Source organism: Geobacter sp. DSM 9736, assembly GCF_900187405.1.
Classification (GTDB): Bacteria; Desulfobacterota; Desulfuromonadia; order Geobacterales; family Geobacteraceae; genus DSM-9736.
Genome location: NZ_LT896716.1, coordinates 605,621 through 630,114 on the forward strand (window position 1 = coordinate 605,621; position 24,494 = coordinate 630,114).

22 protein-coding genes are annotated in these 24,494 nt (G+C 59.0%); 20 read left to right on the forward strand and 2 right to left on the reverse strand.

All coding sequences use genetic code 11. The annotated features are described in order from the left end of the window. Positions 1-35: 35 nt before the first annotated feature. Positions 36-1,061, reverse strand: coding sequence for an SDR family oxidoreductase (locus CFB04_RS02820; protein ID WP_088533865.1), 1,026 nt, complete (start codon positions 1,059-1,061; stop codon positions 36-38). 188 nt (positions 1,062-1,249) lie between these two features. On the opposite strand from CFB04_RS02820, the gene CFB04_RS18000 reads away from it, so the two are divergent. The 8 genes from CFB04_RS18000 to CFB04_RS02855 all read left to right on the forward strand — a co-directional run bounded on the left by CFB04_RS18000 (position 1,250) and on the right by CFB04_RS02855 (position 10,401). Further along, positions 1,250-1,414 carry a hypothetical protein gene (locus CFB04_RS18000; protein ID WP_172825426.1) on the forward strand — a complete coding sequence of 55 codons (165 nt, stop codon included), beginning with the start codon at positions 1,250-1,252 and terminating at the stop codon, positions 1,412-1,414. Positions 1,415-1,757: 343 nt separating this feature from the next. Further along, complete coding sequence (locus CFB04_RS02825; protein ID WP_088533866.1) at positions 1,758-3,095, forward strand: DEAD/DEAH box helicase; 1,338 nt, start codon at positions 1,758-1,760, stop codon at positions 3,093-3,095. 136 nt (positions 3,096-3,231) lie between these two features. Then, complete coding sequence (locus tag CFB04_RS02830) at positions 3,232-4,863, forward strand: flagellinolysin (protein WP_088533867.1); 1,632 nt, start codon at positions 3,232-3,234, stop codon at positions 4,861-4,863. Between the two features lie 215 nt (positions 4,864-5,078). Beyond that, complete coding sequence (locus CFB04_RS02835) at positions 5,079-7,958, forward strand: bifunctional nitrogenase iron-molybdenum cofactor biosynthesis protein NifEN (RefSeq protein WP_088533868.1); 2,880 nt, start codon at positions 5,079-5,081, stop codon at positions 7,956-7,958. A 91-nt stretch (positions 7,959-8,049) separates the two neighbouring features. Beyond that, positions 8,050-8,439 carry a nitrogen fixation protein NifX gene (nifX, locus tag CFB04_RS02840; RefSeq protein WP_088533869.1) on the forward strand — a complete coding sequence of 130 codons (390 nt, stop codon included), beginning with the start codon at positions 8,050-8,052 and terminating at the stop codon, positions 8,437-8,439. A 263-nt stretch (positions 8,440-8,702) separates the two neighbouring features. Further along, positions 8,703-8,966: a ferredoxin III, nif-specific gene (gene fdxB / locus CFB04_RS02845; RefSeq protein ID WP_088533870.1), complete on the forward strand. Its 264-nt coding sequence runs from the start codon at positions 8,703-8,705 to the stop codon at positions 8,964-8,966. Between the two features lie 271 nt (positions 8,967-9,237). Next, the gene (locus CFB04_RS02850; protein ID WP_088533871.1) at positions 9,238-9,567 is read left to right on the forward strand and encodes a NifB/NifX family molybdenum-iron cluster-binding protein; all 330 of its coding nucleotides are present in this window, start codon (positions 9,238-9,240) and stop codon (positions 9,565-9,567) included. 42 nt (positions 9,568-9,609) lie between these two features. Beyond that, positions 9,610-10,401: an NAD(+)--dinitrogen-reductase ADP-D-ribosyltransferase gene (locus CFB04_RS02855; RefSeq protein ID WP_088533872.1), complete on the forward strand. Its 792-nt coding sequence runs from the start codon at positions 9,610-9,612 to the stop codon at positions 10,399-10,401. Positions 10,402-10,578: 177 nt separating this feature from the next. On the opposite strand, the gene draG is transcribed toward CFB04_RS02855, so the two are convergent. Further along, positions 10,579-11,511 carry an ADP-ribosyl-[dinitrogen reductase] hydrolase gene (gene draG / locus CFB04_RS02860; RefSeq protein ID WP_088533873.1) on the reverse strand — a complete coding sequence of 311 codons (933 nt, stop codon included), beginning with the start codon at positions 11,509-11,511 and terminating at the stop codon, positions 10,579-10,581. Between the two features lie 349 nt (positions 11,512-11,860). Between draG and CFB04_RS02865 the strand changes: the two genes are divergently transcribed. The 12 genes from CFB04_RS02865 to CFB04_RS02920 all read left to right on the forward strand — a co-directional run bounded on the left by CFB04_RS02865 (position 11,861) and on the right by CFB04_RS02920 (position 24,479). Continuing rightward, a complete protein-coding gene (locus tag CFB04_RS02865; RefSeq protein ID WP_088533874.1) occupies positions 11,861-12,715 on the forward strand; it encodes a radical SAM protein in 855 nt (284 codons plus the stop codon). Then, positions 12,681-13,562: an N-acetyltransferase gene (locus CFB04_RS02870; RefSeq protein WP_157698694.1), complete on the forward strand. Its 882-nt coding sequence runs from the start codon at positions 12,681-12,683 to the stop codon at positions 13,560-13,562. The genes CFB04_RS02865 and CFB04_RS02870 overlap by 35 nt, the downstream gene beginning before the upstream one ends. A gap of 208 nt (positions 13,563-13,770) precedes the next feature. After that, the gene (locus CFB04_RS02875) at positions 13,771-14,583 is read left to right on the forward strand and encodes an electron transfer flavoprotein subunit beta/FixA family protein (RefSeq protein ID WP_088533876.1); all 813 of its coding nucleotides are present in this window, start codon (positions 13,771-13,773) and stop codon (positions 14,581-14,583) included. A 162-nt stretch (positions 14,584-14,745) separates the two neighbouring features. Then, on the forward strand, positions 14,746-16,074 hold the full coding sequence (locus tag CFB04_RS02880; RefSeq protein ID WP_088533877.1) for an FAD-binding protein: 1,329 nt from the start codon (positions 14,746-14,748) through the stop codon (positions 16,072-16,074). A 192-nt stretch (positions 16,075-16,266) separates the two neighbouring features. After that, the gene (locus tag CFB04_RS02885) at positions 16,267-18,261 is read left to right on the forward strand and encodes a (Fe-S)-binding protein (RefSeq protein ID WP_088533878.1); all 1,995 of its coding nucleotides are present in this window, start codon (positions 16,267-16,269) and stop codon (positions 18,259-18,261) included. After that, on the forward strand, positions 18,236-19,015 hold the full coding sequence (locus CFB04_RS02890) for a type 1 glutamine amidotransferase (protein ID WP_231934349.1): 780 nt from the start codon (positions 18,236-18,238) through the stop codon (positions 19,013-19,015). The genes CFB04_RS02885 and CFB04_RS02890 overlap by 26 nt, the downstream gene beginning before the upstream one ends. Before the next feature lie 157 nt (positions 19,016-19,172). After that, a complete protein-coding gene (gene nifV / locus CFB04_RS02895; RefSeq protein WP_088533879.1) occupies positions 19,173-20,321 on the forward strand; it encodes a homocitrate synthase in 1,149 nt (382 codons plus the stop codon). 64 nt (positions 20,322-20,385) lie between these two features. Beyond that, a complete protein-coding gene (modA, locus tag CFB04_RS02900) occupies positions 20,386-21,156 on the forward strand; it encodes a molybdate ABC transporter substrate-binding protein (RefSeq protein ID WP_088533880.1) in 771 nt (256 codons plus the stop codon). 12 nt (positions 21,157-21,168) lie between these two features. Further along, positions 21,169-21,858 (forward strand): molybdate ABC transporter permease subunit, encoded by a 690-nt coding sequence (gene modB, locus CFB04_RS02905; protein ID WP_088533881.1) that lies wholly within the window; start codon positions 21,169-21,171, stop codon positions 21,856-21,858. After that, positions 21,859-22,914, forward strand: coding sequence for a molybdenum ABC transporter ATP-binding protein (gene modC, locus CFB04_RS02910; RefSeq protein WP_088533882.1), 1,056 nt, complete (start codon positions 21,859-21,861; stop codon positions 22,912-22,914). It begins immediately after the preceding gene. A 351-nt stretch (positions 22,915-23,265) separates the two neighbouring features. Next, complete coding sequence (locus CFB04_RS02915) at positions 23,266-24,057, forward strand: hypothetical protein (protein WP_088533883.1); 792 nt, start codon at positions 23,266-23,268, stop codon at positions 24,055-24,057. Between the two features lie 83 nt (positions 24,058-24,140). Beyond that, positions 24,141-24,479: a P-II family nitrogen regulator gene (locus tag CFB04_RS02920; protein ID WP_088533884.1), complete on the forward strand. Its 339-nt coding sequence runs from the start codon at positions 24,141-24,143 to the stop codon at positions 24,477-24,479. Positions 24,480-24,494 lie beyond the last annotated feature (15 nt).

Consider the following 24,494-nt stretch of genomic DNA (forward strand, 5'->3'; position numbering starts at 1 on the left):
AACCGTGCCGGAGCAATCGCTCCGGCGGCTAGGCATCACATTTCGTTGTTCAGCGGTATCTCCCGATCATTCAAACGAGTAAGAAGTGAGGGCGCTGCCCCCGAGGTGCTTTCCCATCCTGTGTGGAGCCTGTGGCCGGCAGTGCCGGAGGGAGCGGGAAGGAGTCTGCCTGCGATGCCTGCGCCCATCGCCGTCAGACTCGGGAAGAGCGCATTGAGGTAGAAGAGGGCCTTGGCCGGGAAGGTTATGATGAGACGTGGCTGGCCGAACCGGCATGCCTGGATGATCTGCCGGGCGGCATGCCGCGGTGTAGTTGAGAGTAGCGGGTTTGCCTGGGAGATGCTGAACCATGCGAATTCTTTCCGGTACTGTCCCTTGAAGTAGGCATTTACGTGGGCACCGGTCCTCATCAGCCCGGGTGCAACGGTCGTCACCTTTATGCCGTCCTTGGCCAATTCCCCTCTGAGGCCGTCAGAGAGTCCTGTGAGTGCGAACTTTCCCATTGTGTAAGCCAGAAGGTGCGGGACTGCAACGACGCCGCCTATGGAGGAGATGTTGACAATGCGGCCGAATTTCTGCCGCTGCATGTGGGGCACGACCCGAGACACCAGGCGGAGTGGCCCCCATGCATGAACGTCCATTGATTCACGATAGTCCTCCGGGTCCAAATTCTCGAACGGAGCTACCTGAACGATCCCCGCATCGTTGATGAGAACGTCGATCCGTCCGCGCCGCCGCACTATGTCGTCAACAGTGGCGCTTACTTCTTCCTCGTCACGAATATCGCATTCATAGGTGAGTACATCAGCGCCCGATCTTGCCAGTTCCGCTTTTGCACGTTCAAGCTCCTTCGGGTCCCGTGCCAGCAGGGAAAGACGAGCTCCTTCCCCGGCCAGTTGCCGTGCAAGCTCAAGCCCCAGTCCTCGGGACCCTCCGCTGATGATAACGGACCTGTTACGAAAGTCGATGCGTCTCAACTGCCTCATCCCCTTGGCGAAGAGGACTGCTCCCGCTCCCAACATAAGCCAGGGTAGCGTGCCTCGTGTCGATCTTCCTTTCATGTTTGCCTCCATGCGACCCGGACTGCCGGTGTCGCCCGTGCAGGAGTATCACCTTTCTCAAAATGATATGATGAGCCCCCGGGAAGTCAAGCTGGTGGAGGGGGCGGTCAACCGTCTTGACGGAGACATGTGAGCCGGTGTAACGTGTTTCCCCTGGAAAGCAATCTGCCGGAAAGGTGGGAAACAAGATGCACCTGCTGTTCAAGATCGTCGCTGTAATTTTCGTGCTGTTCGTACTTATGTTCATCGCCATCGTAATCGAGGAATCCTTCCTGGGCGGGCGTCGGCGCAGGAAGCTCGAACGGCGAGCGCGGGAACTAAATCGCCAGGAGCAGTCGCCGGAAAGTCCATGATCCGCTTCGGCGGGTTAACCTAAACATCGTTTCTTCTTTGTTACCGGCATTTTTGTATTGCATTTTCGCGATACATCCCGTAGGGTGTCCGGCGACTGTTCAAATTCCACGGGCCATTCCGGCCCGTCAGACCCTCATCGCCCACTGTTTCTCTGCCTTCAGCCCCTTCTGCAGTGCAGCATCCCTGGTTGGCGACGATGTCTTAACGTGCCAGTCGGTGATGCCGCAAACCTCATGTTCTGCGGCCGCTCACAATTTTCTTCGTGCCGTTTCCCGGCGGGAGTCCGCTCCAGGGCGCTTTAGCGTCTGCGCGGTGCTTTGCCGGGAGACCGAAAGGATCATTATGACGTTCGCAGAACTGGAGCTTGCTCCGAAAATTCTCAAGGCCGTTGAAGCATGCGGCTACAACCAACCAACCCCGATCCAGGAGCAGGCGATTCCGCTGGCGCTGGCAGGCCGAGATCTTGTTGCAACCGCTCAGACCGGCACCGGCAAGACGGCGGCATTCGTCCTTCCTGCCCTTCAGCGACTTGCCGCTCCTTCGCCTGTTCGGAGCAGAGGCCCTCGGATTCTGGTGCTCACACCGACTCGCGAGCTGGCAGGCCAGGTAACCGACGCTGTGAAGACGTATGGGCGCTTAATGCAGGTCCGCTGCGGCGTTATCCTCGGAGGAATGCCGTACCGGGAGCAGCTGCAGCTCCTTTCTCGTCCTGTCGACATCATCGTTGCGACTCCGGGAAGGCTTATAGATCACCTTGACCGCGGTAAGCTGGACCTTTCCAGGGTCGAGGCGCTGGTTCTCGATGAAGCCGACCGCATGCTCGACATGGGATTCAGCGAGGATGTCGACCGTATCGCTGCAGCGTTGCCTGCGGGACGTCAGACGCTTATGTTCACGGCTACGCTCGACCGCGAAACCCTCCGCCTCGCCGCAAGGCTCCTCAATGATCCGCAGCGGGTGGAGATCGCGCCTGAGCAGGTAACTCACGACCACATCGAGCAGCGCCTCCATCTGGCCGACGACCTTTCCCACAAACAACGGCTGCTTCGCCACCTCATCGGCGACGGTGAAGTGCGCAAGGCAATAATCTTTTCCGCCACGAAAAGAGATGCAGACAGTCTTGCCCTCGCTCTCAAGGAGGAAGGACACTCCGCAGCCGCGCTCCATGGAGATATGAACCAGAGAGCGCGCAACCGGACCATCGACGCCATGAAGCGCGGCAAGATCCGGCTTCTCGTCGCCACCGACGTGGCGGCGCGCGGCCTCGACGTCTCAGGCATCAGCCACGTGATCAACTACGATCTCCCGAAATTTGCAGAAGATTACGTTCATCGGATCGGCCGTACCGGTCGTGCCGGCGCCTCCGGAGTAGCTATTTCCTTTGCTTCCCTTAACGAGCTCAATTACCTAGACCGGATCGAGAAGTACCTGGGACAGAAGCTTCCCGAACAACGTATCGCAGGGCTTGAGCCAGTGCGCTCCTTTCCGCGTCCCGGAAACCGCGGCAGTTCCGGACGATTCAGCACCTCCGAAAAGCGCCACTCCGGGTACGGCTCTTCTTCGCGGAAGAACGACGCTGCTCCTGCCGGCAAGAACCGAAAATGGGGAAAGCCGAAAGCCGCCAATGCGCCGGTTGTAGTTTATCGTCATGGTGCGAGGCAGGGAAGCCAGGCCTCCTGATTTCTCTTCCGTATTGCTGCCAACCGAGGGCCTTCCTGAAAAGGAGGGCCTTTTTTACGTTAATGCCTAAAGTGCCGCAAGCTCCTGCCGATATAAAGAAAAACCCTACCCGTAAAGTACCCGAGTTCCCTTTACAATGCGCCTGAATGTATCCGAAAATTTTCTCTTTGCCTCGCGCAACCAGACCGCGCACTCCCTTACGCGCAGCAAGGCGCTCGAACGTCTTGCCACCGGCCGGCACATCAATTCGGCATCAGACGATGCCGCAGGGCTCGCAATTTCGGTCGGAATGTCGGGGAGGATGCGCAGCCTCAACCAGAACATACGGAACATGAACGACGGAATCTCTCTTCTGCAGACTGCCGACGGTGCTCTCGAAGAGGTGGCCAACATGCTGGTCCGAGGCAGGGAGCTGGCCGTGCAGGCATCCACCGGTACCCTTTCCGCGTCAAACCGGGCCGCGGTCCAGACGGAGCTTGCGCAACTGCTCCAGGAGATAGACCGGATTGCGGAAGGAACTCAGTTCAACGGGATAAACATTCTGAATGCAGCCAAGGTATCTACTGAGGATATGGATGCTATTCTCACTGCTCTCAAGAGTTCCTGGCTGCAGGCAAGCGAGGCGCTCATCGCCGCTCAGTACGGCCTGACGGGGGACGGAGCTACGCTGAGGATCGTGCTCGACCAGAACCCCGGACCCTTCCTCGCCTATGTCAGCGGGTTTGCAGGGGCGGGCGGGAAGGTGGTTAACCAGGAACTTCACATCGACGTCCAGGATTTTCTTCCCGCGACGCTTCCCAACGGAGGAAACGCGCCGATGTACGACGACAGGATCATCGCCCATGAGATGGTACATGCAGTAATGGGGCGCACCATGAATTTTGTCGCGCTCTCCACCTGGTTCAAGGAGGGTGCTGCGGAATTCATTCACGGAGCCGACGAGCGGCTCGCGGCGGACATCACAAATGCCGGCGGTGGCGCCGCTGGAAGAAACGCCGTCGTCGCTGCCATAAACGGCCCCTGGGTCAGCGACAGTCGCCACTATTCCGCTGGTTATGCTGCAGTCAAGTACATGGATTCACAGATAGCCGGGGGAATTCAGGCGGTCCTCAACCACCTCAACACGAATGCCGGATCCACCCTCAGTCAGGCGCTGTCGGCTCTTTCAGGGGGCACCTATGCCGACGAAGCCGCTTTTCTCGCTGATTTCAATGCAAACGGCGCCGCATACATAGCCGGCCTGAATCTGGGTGATGCTGATACCGGTTCCGTTGGAGGGGGCACCGCCACCTCCGTCGTTCCCGATCTGGGCGGCCCGGCCACTGACGACCCCCTGACGGGCTTCACCGAGATTTGGCCCACAGCCGCCGCAACTCCGTCGACAGTTGCCGTTCAGATAGGCGCAGACAGTGGCGACACCTTCGAGCTCAGGCTGGCGGCTGCAGGGGCCTCGGATCTCGGCCTCTCGGGAGTAGATGTGACTGTCGATGCTCGTGATGCTATTGACCGGTTCGATGCAGCCATAAAAACACTGAGCAGCATCAGAGGCGACATGGGTGCCGACCTTAACCGCCTTGGCCATATGCTTGCCACGGCGATGAACGAATACGAGAACCTGGCTGCCAGCAACAGCCGCATTCTGGACGCGGATGCGGCCGAAGAGACGGCACGGCTTACCAGAAGCGACATACTTCTTCAGGCCAGTACGGCTCTCATGTCCAACATCATGAACGCTCCCCGGTACGCCCTTTCCCTCCTTGCAGCATAATCAGCACGCAGGCTGTGCAGAGGTGCGCGTAAAATAGGCACCCTTTGTTTTGTATTAGCTTTACTCCCCATAGTTTTCGAGTCAATGGGGCAATAGAACGTGGATTTCTTCTTGGCATGCCACGTGCTAATTCAATTACCTGAAGCATGTTACCGACTGGCAAAGGCGCCTTCACTTTCGTGGAGGCGCCTTTTTTTTCATTCGAGGATTCTACTATGGCCCGACCAGACTACTACGACGCTCCCGAGTGCGATACCCATCAGGAAAAGGGTGCACCGAAGTTCTGCAAGAAATCCGAGCCGGGTGAGGGGACGGAGCGCTCCTGCGCCTACGACGGGGCCCGCGTCGTCCTCATGCCCGTCACCGACGTCATCCATCTCGTTCACGGTCCCATCGCCTGCGCCGGCAACTCGTGGGACAACCGCGGCGCCCGATCGAGCGGCTCCCAGCTCTACCGCCGCGGATTCACGATGGAGATGCTGGAGAACGACGTCGTCTTCGGAGGCGAGAAGAAGCTCTACCGGGCGATCCTAGACCTGGCGGAGCGCTACCCCGAGGCCCGGGCGATCTTCGTCTACGCCACCTGCGTGACCGCCATGACCGGGGATGACATCGAGGCGGTTTGCAAGGCGGCACAAGAATTTATCAATAAGGATTTTTGTTCAGGCCAAGGCGGCGACGAGGAAGCGACGCAGGCGTACGCGGAAGTACGTCGAGGAGCTTCCGACGGAGCCAACGCCGGGATGGACGAAAAGCCGCCGTTGAGGGTACCGGTCCCTGTTATTCCAGTCAATACCCCCGGCTTCATCGGCGACAAGAACATCGGCAACCGCCTGGCGGGGGAGATCCTCTTCAAACGCGTGATCGGAACTGCTGAGCCCCCCATCCTCGGCGAATATCCGATCAACCTCATCGGGGAGTACAACATCGCCGGTGACCTCTGGGGGATGCAGCCCCTCTTCGACCGGCTCGGGATACAGATACTCTCCTGCTTTTCCGGCGACGCGAAATTCGAGGAGCTCCGCTACGCTCACCGGGCGAAGCTCAACGTGATCATCTGTTCGAAGAGCCTCACCAATCTCGCCAAGAAGATGCAGAAGAATTACGGGATGCCCTACCTGGAGGAGTCGTTCTACGGGATGACCGACACGGCGAAGGCGCTCCGCGACATCGCCCGAGAGCTCGACGACGCGGTTGGGGGGCTCGAGAAGCGGATCATGCAGGACCGGGTGGAGCGGCTCCTCGAAGAGGAAGAGGCGAAGTGCCGGGAGCGGATCTCACCGTACCGTGCGCGCCTCGAGGGGAAGCGGGCCGTTCTCTTCACGGGAGGGGTGAAGACGTGGTCGATGGTGAACGCCCTGCGGGAGCTGGGGGTGGAGATCCTCGCGGCCGGCACCCAGAACTCTACCCTCGAGGACTTCTACCGGATGAAGTCGCTCATGCACAAGGACGCCCGGATCATCGAGGACACTTCGACGGCGGGGCTTCTCGGGGTGATGCGGGAGAAGATGCCCGACCTGATCGTCGCCGGCGGCAAGACCAAGTTCCTCGCGCTCAAGACGAAGACCCCCTTTCTCGACATCAACCATGGCCGTTCCCACCCCTACGCCGGATACGAGGGGATGGTGACCTTCGCGAAGCAGCTCGATCTGACGGTGAACAATCCGATCTGGCCGGTGCTCAACCGCCCGGCTCCCTGGGAGAAGGAGGGGGGAATCGCGGCGGAAGCCGAGCAGGCCGCCTCTCATGCAGAAGCCTTCCTGGCTGAGGATATCTCGGCGTCCCGCGTGGCTGTTTCCACCAAGAAGGCAACGGTAAATCCGCAGAAGAATTCTCCCGCCCTCGGGGCCACCCTTGCCTACCTCGGCATCGACAGCATGCTGGGCCTCCTCCACGGGGCGCAGGGCTGCTCGACCTTCATCCGGCTCCAGCTCTCACGGCACTTCAAGGAATCGATCCCCCTCAACTGCACCGCCATGAGCGAGGACACGGCGATTTTCGGCGGATGGGAGAACCTCAAGAAGGGGCTCAAGCGGGTAATCGAAAAGTTCCATCCCGCTGTGGTCGGTGTGATGACCTCGGGACTGACCGAGACGATGGGGGACGACGTACGGAGCGCCATCGTCCACTTCCGCAAGGAAAACCCGGATCACGACGCGGTGCCCGTGGTGTGGGCTTCCACCCCCGATTACTGCGGATCGCTCCAGGAGGGGTACGCGGCGGCGGTGGAGGGTATCCTCTGCTCCCTTGCGGAGGGTGGAGAGACGATTCCCGGGCAGGTGAATCTCATACCTGGCGCCCACCTCACCCCTGCCGACGTGGAGGAACTGAAGGAGCTAGTTGAGTCGTTCGGGCTCGTACCGCTGACGGTTCCCGACATCTCCAATGCCGTTGACGGGCACATCGACGCCGAGGTCTCGCCGCTGGCCACCGGCGGTATTCCCGTGTCGGAGATCCCGAAGGCTGGAAGGAGCCTCGCCACCATTTACGTCGGCGATTCCCTCGCCAAAGCGGCCGTTGCGCTTCGCGAACGCTTCGGCATCCCCGCGTACGGGTTCACATCTGTCACAGGGCTTTCGGAGGTCGACCGGCTGATGGCGACCCTGTCCGAGATAAGCGGCCGGCCGGTACCGGAAAAGCACCTCCGCTGGAGAAGCCGGCTCATGGACGCGATGGTGGACAGCCACTACCAGTTCGGGACGAAGAAGGTCGCACTCGCCCTGGAGGCGGATCACCTGAAGGCGCTCTCCCGCTTTCTCGACGGGATGGGGTGCGAGATAACCGCCGCCCTTTCCGCCACACGGACCCGGGGACTCGACTCACTACCCAGCGGGAACGTGTTTGTCGGGGACCTGGAGGACCTGGAGACAGCAGGGAAGGGGGCGGACCTCCTCGTGGCCAACTCCAACGGACGGCAGGCGGCGGCGAAGCTCGGGATCAAGGCGCATCTGCGGGCGGGGCTCCCAGTTTTCGACCGCCTCGGTGCCCACCAGAAGGTGTGGGTGGGGTACCGCGGGACGTTGAATCTCGTATTCGAGGTGGCGAATCTGTTCCAGGCTAATGCAAACGAGGCACAGAAGCTGGCACACAATTAAAAAGCAGGTTCAGGTTGAGGTTAAGGTTTAGGAGAAAAATGCTTTCCCTCAACCTCAACCTCAACCTCTACCTGCCTCCGAAGGAGGCTTTATGAAAGTCGCATTTACATCGACGGACGGCCAGATCATCGACCAGCACTTCGGCCAGTGCAGCAGCTTCTTTGTCTGGGAGATCGGCGCAGATGAAGCTGGCTGCGTGGGGAAGGTGGATGCACTCACGACGGCTGAGGACGAGGAGGACCGGATCTCCGCCCGGGCCAATGCAATCGCCGACTGCGCCATCGTCTATACGATGCAGATCGGCGGCCCCGCAGCGGCGAAGCTGGTGGCGCGGAAGATACACCCGATGAAGACCGCCACGGAGCTTCCCGTCTCGGAGATCGTCGCAAAGCTCCAGGAGGTCCTCAAGGGGAACCCCCCGCCGTGGCTCAGGAAAGCGTTGCACAAGGAATCAGCCGGTTCATTTCTCGACGAGGAATAACGTTCGACACGACAACAACCTACTAGTTGTTGAATCACTAAGGTTGTTCAAAAGCAGACAGATCTTTGCACCCTCACGGGCGTAGCAGCAAGGTTCTTGTGTCTGGCAGCGGCGTCAGATTCGCGATGATTCCGTCGTCGGCGACGACCGATGGCCCGCAGGCGTAGCAGCGCTACGTCGAGGAGCCTGCGGAGGAGCCGGCGGCGGAAGGACGCGAATATGGCGTCGCATCCGAACAACAATCCTAAAGGAGGATCAGTATCATGGCTTACATCACCGGACTCAGAAGGAACAAGACGGAATACACCCCGGAATTCATCGTGGACATAGACATGGAGACCTGCATCGGGTGCGCCCGTTGCTACAAGGTGTGCGCCCACGACGTCCTCACCTTCGAGGAACTGGACGAGGACGATTCGGCGAAGATGTACATGAAGGTCGCCCGCCCGGACAACTGCATCGGGTGCCAAGCGTGCGGGAGGACGTGCAGCAAGAAGTGCTTCAGCTTCGCCCCCGTCGAACTTTGACGGCTGCGGCTTTTTGGCAATAGGTTCGTTGGCCTTCCTCCCTCCTTGTACGGCGTAGCGCTGCTACGCCTCCGCGTCGGGACTCGGCCGCCTGCCTCTTGCCGAAAAATCCACAGCCGTCAGGTCTTAACCGGCCGGGTGAAGAGTTTCGGGTTCTGGCAAGGCTTCGCAACGGACTCGGCGGAGGCGTGGCAGCGCCACGCCGCACAACGATGGACGGAAGCGAAACGCCGCCAGGTTCCGGAAATCTTCACCCGTAAAGGAGAAAGCTATGTTATTAGCTGTTGCTTCTAAGGATGGTAGAGAGATCGACCAGCACTTCGGTCATGCCGAGCGTTTCCTTATCTTCGACGTGGAGCCGGATGCGGTGAAGCTCGTGGACGAGAAGCACGTTGAGCGCTACTGCTCCTACGATGCCGACCATCCGCTCCGTGCCCATATCCTCCAGGGGATAGCGAAGGCCCTGGAAGGGTGCCGAGCCGTTGTGTGCGCGCAGATCGGGCAGGCGCCGCAGGTTGAGATGGAGCGGCTCGGCCTCGATGTCTTCGTCGCCGACGGGCCGATCAAGCCGGCCCTGCAGGAGATAGTGAAGATTCTGTAGCCCTCGCTCATTGCGAGACCGATCACAAAGAGGTGATGACTCATGGAGAATTCGGCCTTCAACCACTGCAATCTTCCTCCGTGGGTCATCGCCTCGCGCCACTTCAACGAAAACCCGCACCCCCTCGAGATCCAGGGGGTGCGCCAGGCGAACCATTTCCTCTTCGAGCGCCTTCGCACCATCGCGTCTGCCGAAGAGCGGGCCCACATCTTCAACGACTACATGTCGGTCAAGTTCCAGCTCCACCAGTGGGAGAGCCAGGCAAGCTCGAGCGCCCGCAAGAGCCTGCGCAACAGCTATTTACGGTTTCTCCGTGGCTGGATGATGGACTCCAACTCTGTCGAGGGCGCCGTCCTCAAGGGGTGGGTGGAGAGCCGGATAGGCATCCCCCCCACGTTCCACAGGATACGCATCCCGTCCATCCACTCCGAACAATACATGATCTTTGCCGTCGACCGCACCAAGGGGAGCGCCCGCACGAGTGCCATCAACTCGCAGCTCGACCTGCTCTACGAATACTGCCAGTACGAACTGGCGAGAAAGCTGCCTGAAGAGCGGCACGTGCGCCTTTTCCGCGGGACGAACGACGCCGACGACTACGAGGTTCTCGAGCAGGTGGGGAGGCGGGAGCAGATCGTTCGCCTCAACAACCTCGTCTCCTTCACTTCAAGCGAGGAGAGAGCGTGGGAGTTTGGCGATACGGTATGGGAGATTCGGGCCCCCCTCGTGAAGGTCTTCTTCTTCGGCGGGCTCCTCCCTCAGTCGATCCTGAAAGGGGAGGAGGAATTCCTGGTTATTGGAGGAGAATACCGTGTGCGGCGGATTATGTGCTAGAGCGACGCCATATTCGCGCCCTTCCGCCGCCGGCTCCTCCTCGGGCTCCTCGACGTAGCGCTGCTACGCCTGCGGGCCGTCGGTCGTCGCCGACGACGGAATCATCGCGAATCTGACTCCGCTGGTGGGCCATCTTATGCGCGCTCCGTGGCGCTTTCTGCGGGTGCGACGATCTGACTATTTTTGAACAACCTGGAGTTTTCCAACTACCTCCTTATCCTGAGAAAACAACGGCGAAAGCTTCACCAGGTCCTCCGCCAGCCGCTCCAGTTCGGCCACGAGGCGGCGGTCCATCTTTTTCAGCCACCGCTTCGGGAGCTCCGCCTCGCCGTAGTAGGCGCCGGCGAGGGCGCCCGCGATCGCCCCGGTGGTGTCGGCGTCCCCACCCTGGTTCACCGTCCCCACGACACATTCCTCGAAACTGCGCGATATGAAGAAGTGATGGAAGACCGTCTGGAGGGTGTCGACGACGTACCCGGTGGCAAGGCCGCGGTAGTGGTCGAAGGAAAAGGACGGATGTGACTGGATCAGCGTGTCGACCTCCCGCTTCAGCCTGTTTTTGGAGAAACCGAGGAGTGCAAGGTGAATCAGTCTCCCGAATGTGATGCAGGCGGCATCAGACAGAGGGTGGTTGTGGGTGAGCCTTGCCTGGGACAGGGCACACTGCTCGAGGAGGGTAGCGTCGCCTAGGCAGAAGAGGGCTGTTGGTAGCATCCGCATCACCGCGCCATTCCCGGCATCCCACTGGTTGAACGGTGCCTCCAGCTCACCCTTGAGCATGTAGCGGCGAATCCCCCTCCTGCAGGTCTCCCCAACGTCGACCGGCTTCGACCTGAGCCATGCTGCGAAGCTGTCGGCGATGCCGGTGAGGGACCACCCCCCGGCTGCCACTGTCGCCCGTGCGATGCACAACGACATCTGCGTGTCGTCCGTGACCTCGCCGGGCTTGAGACGTAGCCATCCCCCTCCGACGATGTCGTCGAGGCGGCCGTAGCGGCTTGTAATCTCCCCGGAGGTGAGGAACTCGGCGGGGGCGCCCAGGGCATCACCAAGAGCAAGCCCTACGAAGGCACTACGTGCCCGGGAAAGCATTTCAGTAGTTTGATTCATGTTCCCCGACGGTGCAATTACCGCACCCCGGCGGCCGCTGACCCGGAAGGCCGTGCATGAGTGAAAGGACCTCTTTTTTCGAAGCCGTGGCGCGGTGCAGGTGCACACTTTATAGGCAGACGCCGGAAATGAGGCAGTGCTTTGGCGGCGGAGGGCGGCAGCGCAGGATGTAATTTGCTGGTTATCAGGAGATTACGGAAGCTGGTCCGCGCTGGCATGGTTAATGCCATAGGTGGACAGAAGCATCGACAGTGGCAACGAAGCCCGACGCGAGGAGCGTCGGGCTTTTTTTTCGGCAAGGGCGCCGGGTGAATTTCATCCGGCGCCTTTCTCGTAAGGAGGAACGAATATGGCACACGCATGCGGTTCGGCTAAGAAGGTCCAGGGTCACCCCTGTTTCGGCGGCGATCACAGGAAAAACGGCAGAATGCATCTGGCGGTGGCTCCGAAGTGCAACATACAGTGCGGTTACTGCAGCCGCCGGCACGACTGCGCCAACGAGTCTCGCCCAGGTGTGACGAGCCGGATTCTCACGCCTCAGGAGGCGCTCGTCAAGGTGCGTGAGGTGATGGCGAGTCCGATCCTCGGTCCGATGATAAAAGTGGTGGGGATAGCCGGCCCGGGGGACCCGCTGGCCAACGAGGAGACCTTTGAGACGTTTCGGCTCGTTCGGGAGGAATTCCCCCACCTCATCGCCTGCATGAGCACCAACGGCCTCCTCCTGCCGCAAAAGATCGACCGGCTCGCTGAGCTCGGGCTCTGCAGTCTCACCGTAACAATCAACGCACTCGATCCCGAAGTCGCCGCCGCGATCTATCGCAGCGTGACATTTGGCGGGCACAGGTACACGGGGAGCGAGGGGGCGGCCCTCCTCATCGCGAACCAGCTCGAAGGGCTCAAGCTCGCGGCGCAGCACGGGATGACCATCAAGGTGAATACCGTCCTCATCCCGGGCGTCAATGACGGGGAGGTGCAAAGGGTCGCCCGGAAGGTAAAGGAGCTGGGGGCCCACGTCATGAATGTTCTTCCCCTCATCCCGCAGGCCTCCTTTGCTCACATGACGCCGCCGGACGAGGCGCTTCTTGACAAGATGCGCAGGGAGAACGAGGCTATCATCGGGCAGTTCAAACATTGCCGCCAGTGCCGCGCGGATGCGGTGGGGCTTCTCGATGGAGCGGCTGTTTCCGCCGCCGGTGCCGCGTAAGGAGGCAAATCTGGAGATAGCTCCTTTTAAGAAAGAAGATGCTGCTGTTTTTCTAGTCCATGCATGTGCGGAAGGCTGGTTATGCGAGCCGTGGGAAATTGATTTTCTCCTCAACGCCTTCCCTTCCGGGTGTCTCACCGCTCGGAAGGGGGGTGTTCCGTTCGCTTTCGTTACTGCTGTTTCCTATGGATGTCATGGCTGGATCGGGAACCTTCTGGTTCATCCAGCCGAGCGGGGAAGGGGGGTTGGGCTCACGCTGATGCAGAGAGCGCTGGCAGAACTTCGAAAGGTACGGACGGAAACGGTGTGGCTCACCGCTTCTGCCGCCGGCAGGCCCCTGTACGAGCGGCTTGGTTTCCGGGAAATAGACACGGTAAGGCGATGGGTGGGGGCCGGATGCGGAAACGCCCGAACTCTTCAGGGACAAGGGGACGTACCCGTTTTGCCCGCGGACCGTCTCGGCTGGGGGGAGCCCCGAACCCAACTGGTCGACGCGATTACCGCCCGTGCCGTTGTGTATTCCGGACCCGCAGGTTTTCTCATGGCGCAGCCTGCGGCCGGATATATCCAGATCGGCCCATGGGCTGGAGATAGTCTGCGCCAGACATTCCATCTGTTTGATAAGCTCCTTTCACATTTGGGGAAGAAGCGGGTCGTGCTGGACTCGCCTGCCGGCAATGATATCGAGGGGGATCTCCGCATGCGCAATTTTTATGCTACATCCTCTGCGAGTCTGATGTTCAGGGGGGAAAGGCCGGAGTATCGACCCCACACATCGGTGCCTTGGGCAGCCTCGGAAGCATGGGGTGAGGTCGCCAGTATTTACAGCGACAAAGAGTTGCGGTGAGGGTTAGAAGGGTGTAATCTTGCTTGTCGCATTCAGTATGAATAAAAAAAATTGACTAAAATTTAAGCAATTTAACGGTTGCCTGCTTAAAGAATAATCTGGTATCATTCGGCTGCTCAAAAAGTAGCCGTGGATCGCCAGTTCAGGGGTTCATGTTCTTTGCTGTTTCCGTTCTCCGTTTATCTCAATTTCAGTATCGAGGTTTCAAATGCTCATTGTGGCCTGCATAAAGCAGGTACCCGACACGACCCAGGTGCAGATCGATCCGGTTACCAATACCCTGGTCCGTGAAGGGATACCCTTCATCGTCAACCCGTACGACACACATGCCCTGGAGGAGTCGCTCCGGCTCAAGGACCGTTTCGGCGTGCGCGTGGCCGCCATGTCCATGGGACCTCCCAATGCGGAGGCCACCCTGCGAAAGGCGCTGGCCCTCGGGGTGGACGAGGCTATCCTGCTTTCCGACCGCGTCTTCGGCGGGGCCGACACCCTTGCCACTAGCAATGTCCTGTCCGCAGCCATCACCCGGCTGAACGAGCAGGAGGAGGTCGGTCTCGTCATCTGCGGCAAGCAGACCATCGACGGCGACACGGCCCAGGTGGGTCCCGGCATCGCCACACGTCTTGGTCTCACCCAGCTCACACTGGTGGACCGAATCGAGCATTTCGACCCGAAGGGGCGTACGGTAAGGGTGCGGCGAAAGCTGGAAGGCAGACACGAGATCGTCGAGGCGCCCCTTCCAGCGATGCTCACGGTGGTAAGGGAGCTTAACCGCCCCCGCTACCCGACCGTGCCGATGCGTCTTGCCTCTGCCGATTCCGAGGTCACCGTCTGGAACAATCAGGTCCTCAAGCTCGATGAAATGAGCATCGGCCTGAAAGGCTCTCCCACCTGGGTGAGCAGGATATTTTCTCCCGAGCGGGACAAGGGGGAAATCATCGGCGACGGGTTGAACGATCCGGAGGGAACTGCGAAGTTGCTTATCGACAAGCTTCTCGCCAAGGACCTGCTGGCTCTTTGACGGCTGCGGCTTTTGGCAATAGGTTCGTTGGCCTTCGCTCTTCCTTGTGCGGCGTAGCGCTGCTACGCCTCCGCGTCAGAGCTCGGCCGCCTGCCTCTTGCCGAAAGATCCACAGCCGAAGCTGATAGCTGCAACAATACCGAAAACCTGAAAAGGATTTCTATGACTGAACCGAAGAAGTTGAAGAAGCCCCGCGGCAAGGCGTGTCTCATCGAGGGGAAATGCATTGCCTGTGGTGCCCGTTGCGAAAGCTCCTGCCCTGTCGATGCGGTGACCATGAACGATGCGGGAGAGCCGATCATCGATGCCGAAAAATGTATCGGCTGCGTCAAGTGCGTCAAGGTCTGCCCCGCCCAGGCCATCGAAATGTTCTTCACCCCGGAGGAGCAGAAGATCCTTGACGAGATAATGAAGCAGGAGGGTGGGTCGGCCGAGGAGCCGGACGACGAAGAAGCCGCGCTGGCAAAGACCCTTTCTGCTTATACGGGTGTCTGGGTTTTTGTGGAACAGACCGAAGGGGAGGCCGCCAAGGTTTCGTGGGAGCTGCTCGGCAAGGGGCGGGAGCTTGCTGATGCTCTCGGCGTCGAGTTGTGTGCCCTGGTGGTGGGAGACAAGGTCGAGCATCTATGCAATGAGGCCTTCAGCTGGGGGGCGGACAAGGCGTATCTCGTCGACGCTCCCGTATATAGATTTTACCGCACGGAAACTTACCTTAAAGCTGTCTGCGCCCTCGTTAACAAGTACAAACCCGAAATAATTCTTATGGGTGCGACAGGTCTCGGCCGCGATCTTGCCGGCGCCGTCGCGACAGTTCTCAAGACGGGCCTCACCGCAGATTGTACCGGCCTCGGTATCGACGACAAGCGGAACCTCATGCAGACCCGTCCCGCCTTCGGCGGCAACATCATGGCTACCATCATGTGCGACAAGTTCCGTCCGCAGATGGCGACGGTGAGGCCTCATGTGATGGCGATGCCGGAGCGCAGAGAGGGGACGGGGGAGATCATCCGTGAAGAGTGCCCGGTGAGGGAAGAGGATGTCCTGGTCAAGGTTCTGGAGATCATCAGCGACAAAAAAGGGAAGGAACAGATAGATATCGCCGGAGCCGAGTTCATCATCTCCGGAGGCCGCGGCATGATGGGGAAGGAGAACTTCGCGCTTCTCCAGGAGCTCGCCGACGAGCTGGGAGGTGTTGTCGGAGCTTCCCGCAGCGCCGTGGACGCCGGCTGGATGCCCCAGGAACGGCAGGTGGGGCAGACGGGAAAAACTGTGCGTCCGAAGATATACATCGCCTGCGGCATATCCGGCGCAATTCAGCATCTGGTCGGAATGCAGGACTCCGATTTCGTCATCGCCATCAACCGGGACAAAGAAGCCCCGATCTTCGAGGTCGCAACCTACGGAATCGTAGGCGATCTCTTTCAGGTCGTACCGGCCATCATCAAGCGCGTACGGGAGCTGAAAGCAGAGCGCCAGAAGAACGTAGCCTAGGCAATGCCATAATCAGGTCGCTAAAAAACCAGGTTGCTCAAAAGCGGTCAGATCGTCACACCCGCAGAAAGTTGCCGCGGAGGCGTAGTACCCTCTGGGGCATAAACAGCGCTACGCTGCACAAGGCGGGCTTTCGAGGACGGTGGCGAGATGACTGGTTTTCAGCAACCTGCCGATTCGCAAGAGGTATACATGACACCCAACAACCCCGCAATCTTCGCCCCCCTTTTCATAGCCGCCCTTGTTTTTTTCGCCTGGAGCTGTTACCGGCGTTTCAGGCTCCTGTCGCTGGGACAGTCGGAAAACCGTTTCGAGCGCCCCGACCTGCGCATCTGGGACATGCTCCTCTACGCCTTCGGCCAGAAGAGGGTGGTGGAGAAAGCCTTCGGCATCAATCACTTCGTTATCTTCTGGGGCTTCGTCATACTCCTGCTGGCCAACGCGGATTTCCTGATTCAGGGGATGTTCCCCGGGGTCGGGCTGCATCTTCTCCCGGCGGGGGTGCACCACGCGCTTCTCTTTGCCTTCGATGCCGTTTCGCTCCTTACTCTCGTGAGCATAATGCTCGCTTTCGGACGGCGCATCTTCGTGAATCCGGACTACCTCAACACACCCTATGTCAAGGCCCGGAGCCCCGAAGCTTTCATGATCCTGTCCTTCATCGCTCTGCTCATGATCGCCTACTTCGGTCTTCATGGGGCCGAAATGGCGACGGGTAACGCAGCCGTTACGTCTGCCGCTCCGGTCTCTGCGTTTGTTGCTTCGCTCTTCGCGGGGCTCTCTCCGGAGACCCTCCACATGGTAGCCACGGTATCCTGGTGGGTCCACGCGCTGGTACTCCTGGCATTCATCTGCTACCTGCCGGCAAGCAAGCACATGCATATTCTCACGGCGATACCGAACTGCTTCATGCAGACCCTCGGCCAGCCCAACACGCAGCCCAGGGAAGAGTTTGCTCCGGAAAAGAGTTACGGCGTAGGCCGTGTGGATCAGTTCACCTGGAAGGACATGTTCGACGGATATACCTGTACCGAGTGCGGCCGCTGCCAGGCCGCCTGCCCGGCTACGAATACAGGGAAATCGCTCAATCCTCGCCAGGTGGTGCATACGGTCAAGGCCAACCTGCTCATGAACGGCCCCCTCCTGGAGAGTGGAGGGAAGCCCGTCGTCCCGCTGATCGGCGAGGAGGGGGAGGGGACTAACACCCACGAGACCATCTGGTCGTGCACCACTTGCGGCGCCTGCCTGGAAGCCTGCCCCGTCTTTATCGAGCAGATGCCGAAGATCGTCAAGATGCGCCGCCATCTCGTGCAGATGGAGTCCAGTTTCCCCGAGGAGCTACTGAATCTCTTCGAGAACATGGAGCAGCGAAGCAATCCCTGGGGAATCGCACCGACGGAGCGCACCAAGTGGACCTCCACTATGGACGTGAAGCAGTTCAACGCGGACGAGACAGAGTACCTCTTCTACGTCGGGTGCGCAGGCTCCTTCGATTCCCGCCAGAAGCACGTAACCGTGGCCCTTGCCACCATATTCGACGCAGCAGGCCTTTCCTGGGGAATTCTCGGCCGGGAGGAGAAGTGCTGCGGCGAGAGTCTTCGCAGGCTCGGGAACGAATATGTCTTCGACCGGATGGCGCGGGAGAATGTACAGCTCTTCAAGGAGAAAAAGATCCGTAAGATCATTACCCAGTGTCCTCACTGTTTCTCGACCCTGAAAAACGATTACCGCCAGTACGGCTTGGAGGTGGAGGTTATCCATTATACGGAGCTGCTCCAGGACCTCCTCGGAGAGGGTAAGCTTCGCCTCAAACAGACCGTTAAAAATATGGGGAAAGTAGTCTTCCATGACTCCTGCTACCTGGGAAGGCACAACAATATCTATGACGCTCCACGCAATGTCATAGCGGCGGCTACCGGGACCGCTCCAGTGGAACCGGACCGGAACCGTAAAAACGGCTTCTGCTGCGGCGGCGGCGGCGGCAGAATGTGGATGGAGGAACATACCGGGGAGAGGATCAATATCAACCGCGTGACGGAGATGCTTGAAAAAAATCCGGATACCATCTGCGTCTCCTGCCCCTACTGCCTTACCATGATCGAGGATGGCCTTAAGGACAAGCGAGCGTCCCAGACAAGGGTGAAGGATGTGGCGGAACTCGTTGCCGAAGGTCTTCGCCCCCTCTGACCGGCGGGTCCGGCTGTTGGCCATGCTTGTAATCGTCCAGAATGATCCCCAAGTTCCCCTCGGCGCGTATGCGGATATGCTCCGCGAAGAGGGGACAGGCTTCTCCCTTTTCCGCCCCTTTGCGGGGGAGGAGCTTCCTCCGGCCGCCGAAGTGTCTGCAGCCATCATCCTCGGGGGCGCCATGGGGGTGCATGACTGCGGCCTTCATCCCTTTCTCGTACGAGTGAAACGATTCATCTCGGAACTTGTGGCTGGTGAGATTCCTCTCCTGGGGATCTGCCTGGGAGGGCAGTTGCTGGCCGATGCTCTCGGGGCCGAGGTCATAGCCGGTTCCCCCTGTGGAGAGAAAGGCACCCTTCCGGTGAGCTTGACGGAGGAGGGAGCCTGCGACCCGTTATTTTCCGGCATTCCCAGAGAGTTTGTCACGTTTCAATGGCATCAGGACAGCTTTGCAATCCCCGGGCAGGGGGTCCTGCTTGCATCTTCGATTGTCTGCCCAAACCAGGCCTTCCGGTACGAGAAATGTGCGTACGGCATCCAGTTTCATCCGGAGGTGACCCGCGAGATAGTGGAAGAGTGGGCGCTCTGGAGGCCTGAGACTGCGCAGCATCTTTCCTGCTTTCTGGTTGACTTCGATTCCCATCATTCTGTTTATGCTGCTGCTTCACGGAAACTGCTTAAAAACTTTCTGCGGATTGCCTCCCTGCATCCAGGATGTCTCAAGAACGCGCTGATCGCGCCTGTTTCTGCCTAATATTGCGGCAGCCGTGTCGACACCTTCCGCTCCTGCCGCTCTAACGGCCTTTTCTCTGCTGGCATGCCATGTGCTATCCCCATTTCATGGTTTACAGCGGCAACGAAGCCTCACAGCCATTCCGGCGTGGGGCTTTTTTCGTGGAAAGGAGGCAGCCATGAGAGAATGCACCGGAGAAGTCATTATAACGGACACTACGCTGCGTGACGGCGAACAGGCCGCAGGCGTGGTATTCAGCCTGGGCGAGAAAATGGCCATTGCCAGGATGCTTGATAGCATTGGCGTGCAGGAGCTTGAATGTGGTATACCAGCGATGGGTGAGGAAGAGCGGGCTTCCATACGAGCACTGGTCGATATGGGCCTCTCCGCTCGGCTCATCACGTGGAACAGGGCTGCCAAGGCCGACATAGAAGCAAGTCTCGACTGCGGCGTCAATGCCGTCGATCTCTCTCTGTCCGTCTCCGACATCATGATCGAGCGAAAGCTGCGAAAGAACCGCGAGTGGGTAAGGAATCAGCTGAAAGAAGCCCTCGGTTTCGCGAAGCAGCACAATCTCTATGTCTCCATAGGAGGGGAAGATGCGAGCCGCGCCGACATCTACTTCCTTATAGAACTCCTTGAGATAACGAAGGCGTTCGGTGGCGACCGTTTCCGTTTCTGCGATACCCTCGGTATTCTCGATCCCTTTTCCATGCATGAAAAAATCCGTGCCTTGCGGCGGGCGGTGCCTGACATGGACTTGGAGGTTCACACTCATAACGACCTCGGCATGGCAACGGCCAACGCCATCGCCGGAGCAAGGGGGGGAGCCCGGTTCGTCAGTACTACCGTCAACGGGCTAGGGGAACGGGCTGGAAATGCCGCACTCGAAGAGGTCGTTATGGCGCTCAGGCATGCCTGCGGGACCGATTGCGGCATCGAAACCAGGAGGTTGGGAGAACTCTCACGTCTCGTTGCGGACGCATCACGCAGGGTTGTGTCTGAATGGAAACCGGTGGTCGGAGAGCGCGTGTTTTCGCACGAATCGGGGGTGCACGCAGACGGGGTGCTCAAGGACCCGTCCAATTATGAAGGCTTCGACCCGGCAGAGGTAGGCCTGAGCAGGTTTTTTGTGGCGGGGAAGCACTCCGGTGGGAGCGGCCTGGCCGAGCGGTACCGGCAGCTTGGTATCTCTATCGGCAAGGGTGAGGCCTCCGTTCTCCTGAAGAAGGTGCGAGGGCTTGCCCAGCAGTTGAAGCGCCCACTTGACGACCGCGAGCTCATCGATCTTTATGGCTGTTTTTCGTGCAGACTGCATGCGGCCTGACCGGAGAGGCCGATATCCGGGTGCTGATGAATTCCTCCTTGATTGACCGGAAAAGGAAAGTTACATGAAGCTGATCAAACTGCTGGTCGTGGCCTGCACCTTGTTGACGACTGCGGCTGCACATGCCGAGCAGGTCACCATAGCGGCGGCGGCCGACCTGAAGTTCGCCATGGACGAGATCGTTGCCAGCTTCAGGAAGATGCATCCCGGCGACAAGATCCAGGTTACCTACGGCTCCTCGGGGAAGTTCCATACCCAGATACAACAGGGCGCCCCTTTCGACCTGTTTTTCTCCGCCGACATCACCTTCCCACAGGAGCTGGTGAGGTTGGGACTGGCAGCGTCTGAAGCCGCTCCGTATGCGCTCGGGCGGATCGTGCTCTGGAGCAATACCCTGGACGCGAGCAGGATGACGCTGGTTAGTCTGGCCGATCCCAGAATCACCCGGATCGCCCTGGCGAATCCGAAACATGCGCCGTACGGAAAACGGGCAGAAGAGGCGCTTCGGGCATCTGGCCTCTGGGATAAACTGCAGCCGAAACTGGTATTCGGCGAAAATATCGCTCAGACGGCCCAGTTCGTACAGAGCGGAAATGCACAGATCGGAATCATAGCTCTGTCGCTGGCGCTAAACCTTGAACTGGCAAAAAACGGGGGCTACTACCTCATCCCGGGAAACCTGCACAACCCGCTGGAACAGGGCTTCATCGTCACCAGGAAGGGGGCTGGGAAGGCCTCCGTCGGACGATTTGCCGAGTTTATGGGCACCAAATCAGCACGCGATGTATTGAAGAGGTACGGGTTCATCCCTTTGGGTGAAAAAACAGGCAAATAGGAAGGAACTATTGTGCTGCTGACCGACGGCGATATTCAGGCAATATGGCTTACCCTCAGACTGGCGGCTGTTGTGACAGCCATACTGCTTGTCCTGGGAACTCCTCTCGCGTGGTGGCTGGCAAGCACACGCTCGCGGCTCAAGGGTGCTGTCGGCGCCGTGGTAGCATTGCCTCTGGTGCTGCCCCCTTCAGTGCTCGGTTTTTACCTGCTTCTGGCGATGGGGCCAAACGGCCCGGTCGGCCACCTGACCGATATGATGGGACTCGGTACCTTGCCATTCACCTTCTGGGGGCTCGTGGTCGCCTCTGTTTTCTACTCATTTCCTTTCATGGTGCAGCCGCTGCAGAACGCCTTCGAGTCAATAGGTGATCGTCCCCTGGCGGTAGCTGCGACACTGGGAGCTTCCCGGCTCGATGCTTTCTTTACCGTGGCGGTCCCCCTCGCGCGTCCGGGATTCGTGACCGCCTCCATCCTGACTTTCGCCCACACCGTTGGAGAATTCGGCGTCGTGCTGATGATCGGCGGGAACATCCCTGGAGTTACGAAGGTAGCATCGGTGCAGATCTACGATCACGTAGAAGCCTTGGAGTACGCCCATGCCCACCGGATGTCAGCCGTGATGCTGATCTTTTCTTTCCTGGTGCTGCTCGCTCTCTACGTCTGGCGTCCCAATGCCCGTAGCGTCATCCGGGGGGAATAAATGCACCTTACCCTTAACGTACGGAAAATGTACGGAGACTTCACCCTGGCGGCGGATGTGGTTGTCTCCGGCGAGAGCGTCGGCATCTTCGGTGCCTCAGGCAGCGGCAAATCGACCATTGTTGGGATGCTTGCCGGGCTGGTGAAGCCGGATGCCGGGGAGATCGTGCTGGATGGTGAGTGTCTTTTCAGCAGCGAGAAGGGAATCGACCAGTCCCCCGGCAAGCGCCGCATAGCCGTAGTTTTTCAGCAGCACGAGCTTTTTCCCCATCTGAATGTGAAGAACAATCTGCTCTACGGCTACAGGCGTTGTAAGGCGGAGCATCGAAGGATCGACTTCGATCACCTGGTGGACGTTTTGCAGATCGCTCCATTTCTCGACCGGGAAATCGACAGCCTTTCCGGCGGAGAGAAACAGAGGGTGGCGATCGCTCGTGCAGTTCTTTCCAACCCGCGCCTCCTGCTGATGGACGAGCCACTTTCCGCTCTGGACGACAACCTGCGATTCCAGATCATTCCTTATCTGAAGAGTGTGAGTGAAGAATTCGCCATTCCCTACTTCTTCATCTCTCACTCCCTGGTTGAGATGCGGCTGATGGCGGAGCAGGTGCTCGTGGTGAAGGGAGGGAGTGTTGCCGAACAGACGACGCCGGATCTGCTTGCCCGCTCCAGAATGGGACGAAGCCCGGTAGGATACATAAACCTGCTTCGCCTCACCGACCCTCGCCCGGATAATGGCCTCCATGTCTATCGCTGGGGAGGGACCGATCTGGTTGTTTCAATGGGAGGTACGGCTCAGGAATCGGTTTTCGAGCTCTCTTCGAAAGACATGATCCTCTTCAAGAAGCACCCCGAAGCTATCAGCGCCAGGAACCTCCTCAGATGCAGGGTTACAGGTACTTTCTCCAGTGGAAACCGGGCGGGGGTGGAGCTGGACTGTTCCAGGGAGCGCCTTGTGGCGGAAGTGGTACCCTCTGCACTAGCCGATCTCGATATCTGCGAAGGGAGCGAGGTCTTCGTCGCCATCAAGGCCTCGGCTTTCCGCCCGCTGTTCTAGCTTCGAGTCCCGCCGGTCTGCTGATTTCGTCGCACCGTTTGCATAAAAAAGAGGCATGTTGGGGCCGTAATGGTGATGCGGCCCCTTTTTTCTTTCAAATTTTTTAATTCTGTAACGTCAACTGCCTGTAATTCCAGCAGTGCAAATTAGGTTTACCTAGTGGCATGCCTCGTGCTTTTTGGTTGAAGCAGCAGACGAGAGATTTTGATGTGATACGGACCAGGCAATGGCGCCTTTTCTCCAGGAGGGGAAAGGCGCCTTTTAGTTTGACTTTGGAGGAAAGGGGGTTGAAGACCCGGAGAGGTCGCTGAAGGGCAGTTCCTATTACACATTATTACAAAGGAGTATGACATGAAGAAGACAACCAAGATTGTTACCCTTGCAATGACGCTCATGATGGCTGCCGCAGGCTCGGCGATGGCCACCCCCTCTACCCAGATCTGGATTCCTTCCACGGACATTCAGCCTTTCGGAGTGGTCCACCTCAATATCGACAATTACTTCCGTGCATCCGGCGTCTCGAAAGCGGCATCACCCACCGGGAGGGATGCCAATGTCATGATGATCGGACCTACGGTAGGTATTCTCCCCTTTGAAAAGGTTCAGATGGAGATCGGGGCCGACTACATGGTGGTGGGAGGGGAGCCCAACGACAACCACCCGTTCGCGTTCAACGCAAAGCTGGGTACTCCGGAGAACTCGCTTTTCGATTTTTCGCCTGCTCTTGCGGTGGGGATATACAATGCGGGGCCTTCCCAGTCCGCTGCCAATGCTCCGCTAATCCTGAGCGGCCAGAACATAGTATACGGACTTGCAGCCAAGACCCTGCCCGTCATTGGCAGGATTTCCGCCGGTGGCTACCGCGGCGGCAAATCTGCACTTGTTGACGCCAATAATCCCGCTAAATCCGCAAATGAGGGCGTTCTTCTCTCCTGGGACCGGACCATGAGCGAGATTTCGGATAAGCTCTGGATGGCAGTCGACTACATGAGCGGCAACAACGTCAACGGCGCCATAAATTTCGGTGCTTCCTGGGCCTTCTCCAAGAATGTCTCGGTCATCTTCGCCTACGATGTCTACAAGGAGAAGGCGCTTGCCGGGAATAACACCTTCACCACGCAGGTCGACATCAATTTCCCCTAGTTTCCCGGCATGTGTCGCGGCAGGGGAGAGCAGGTTCCCCTGCCGGGGCAGCAGCGCAACCTGCATAACCACGGAGGCAGGCAATGAAGCTCATAGAAGCGGTAATCAAACCCTTTAAACTCGATGAAGTCAAAGACGCCCTCAACGAGATCGGCATTGAAGGAATTACGGTGAGTGAAGTCAAAGGATTCGGGAGGCAGAAGGGGCATACCGAGCTCTATCGCGGCGCTGAATACGTGGTGGACTTCATCCCGAAAGTGAAACTGGAGATTGCGGTGGACGACGAGCTCGTGCGGAAGGTCATCGACACGATAGAAGCCACTGCAAAGACCGGACGAATCGGCGACGGAAAGATCTTCGTGCTTCCCCTGGAGGAGGCGGTGAGGATCCGCACCGGGGAGACGGGGCATGACGCCATCTAGAGAAGGTTGTTGAAA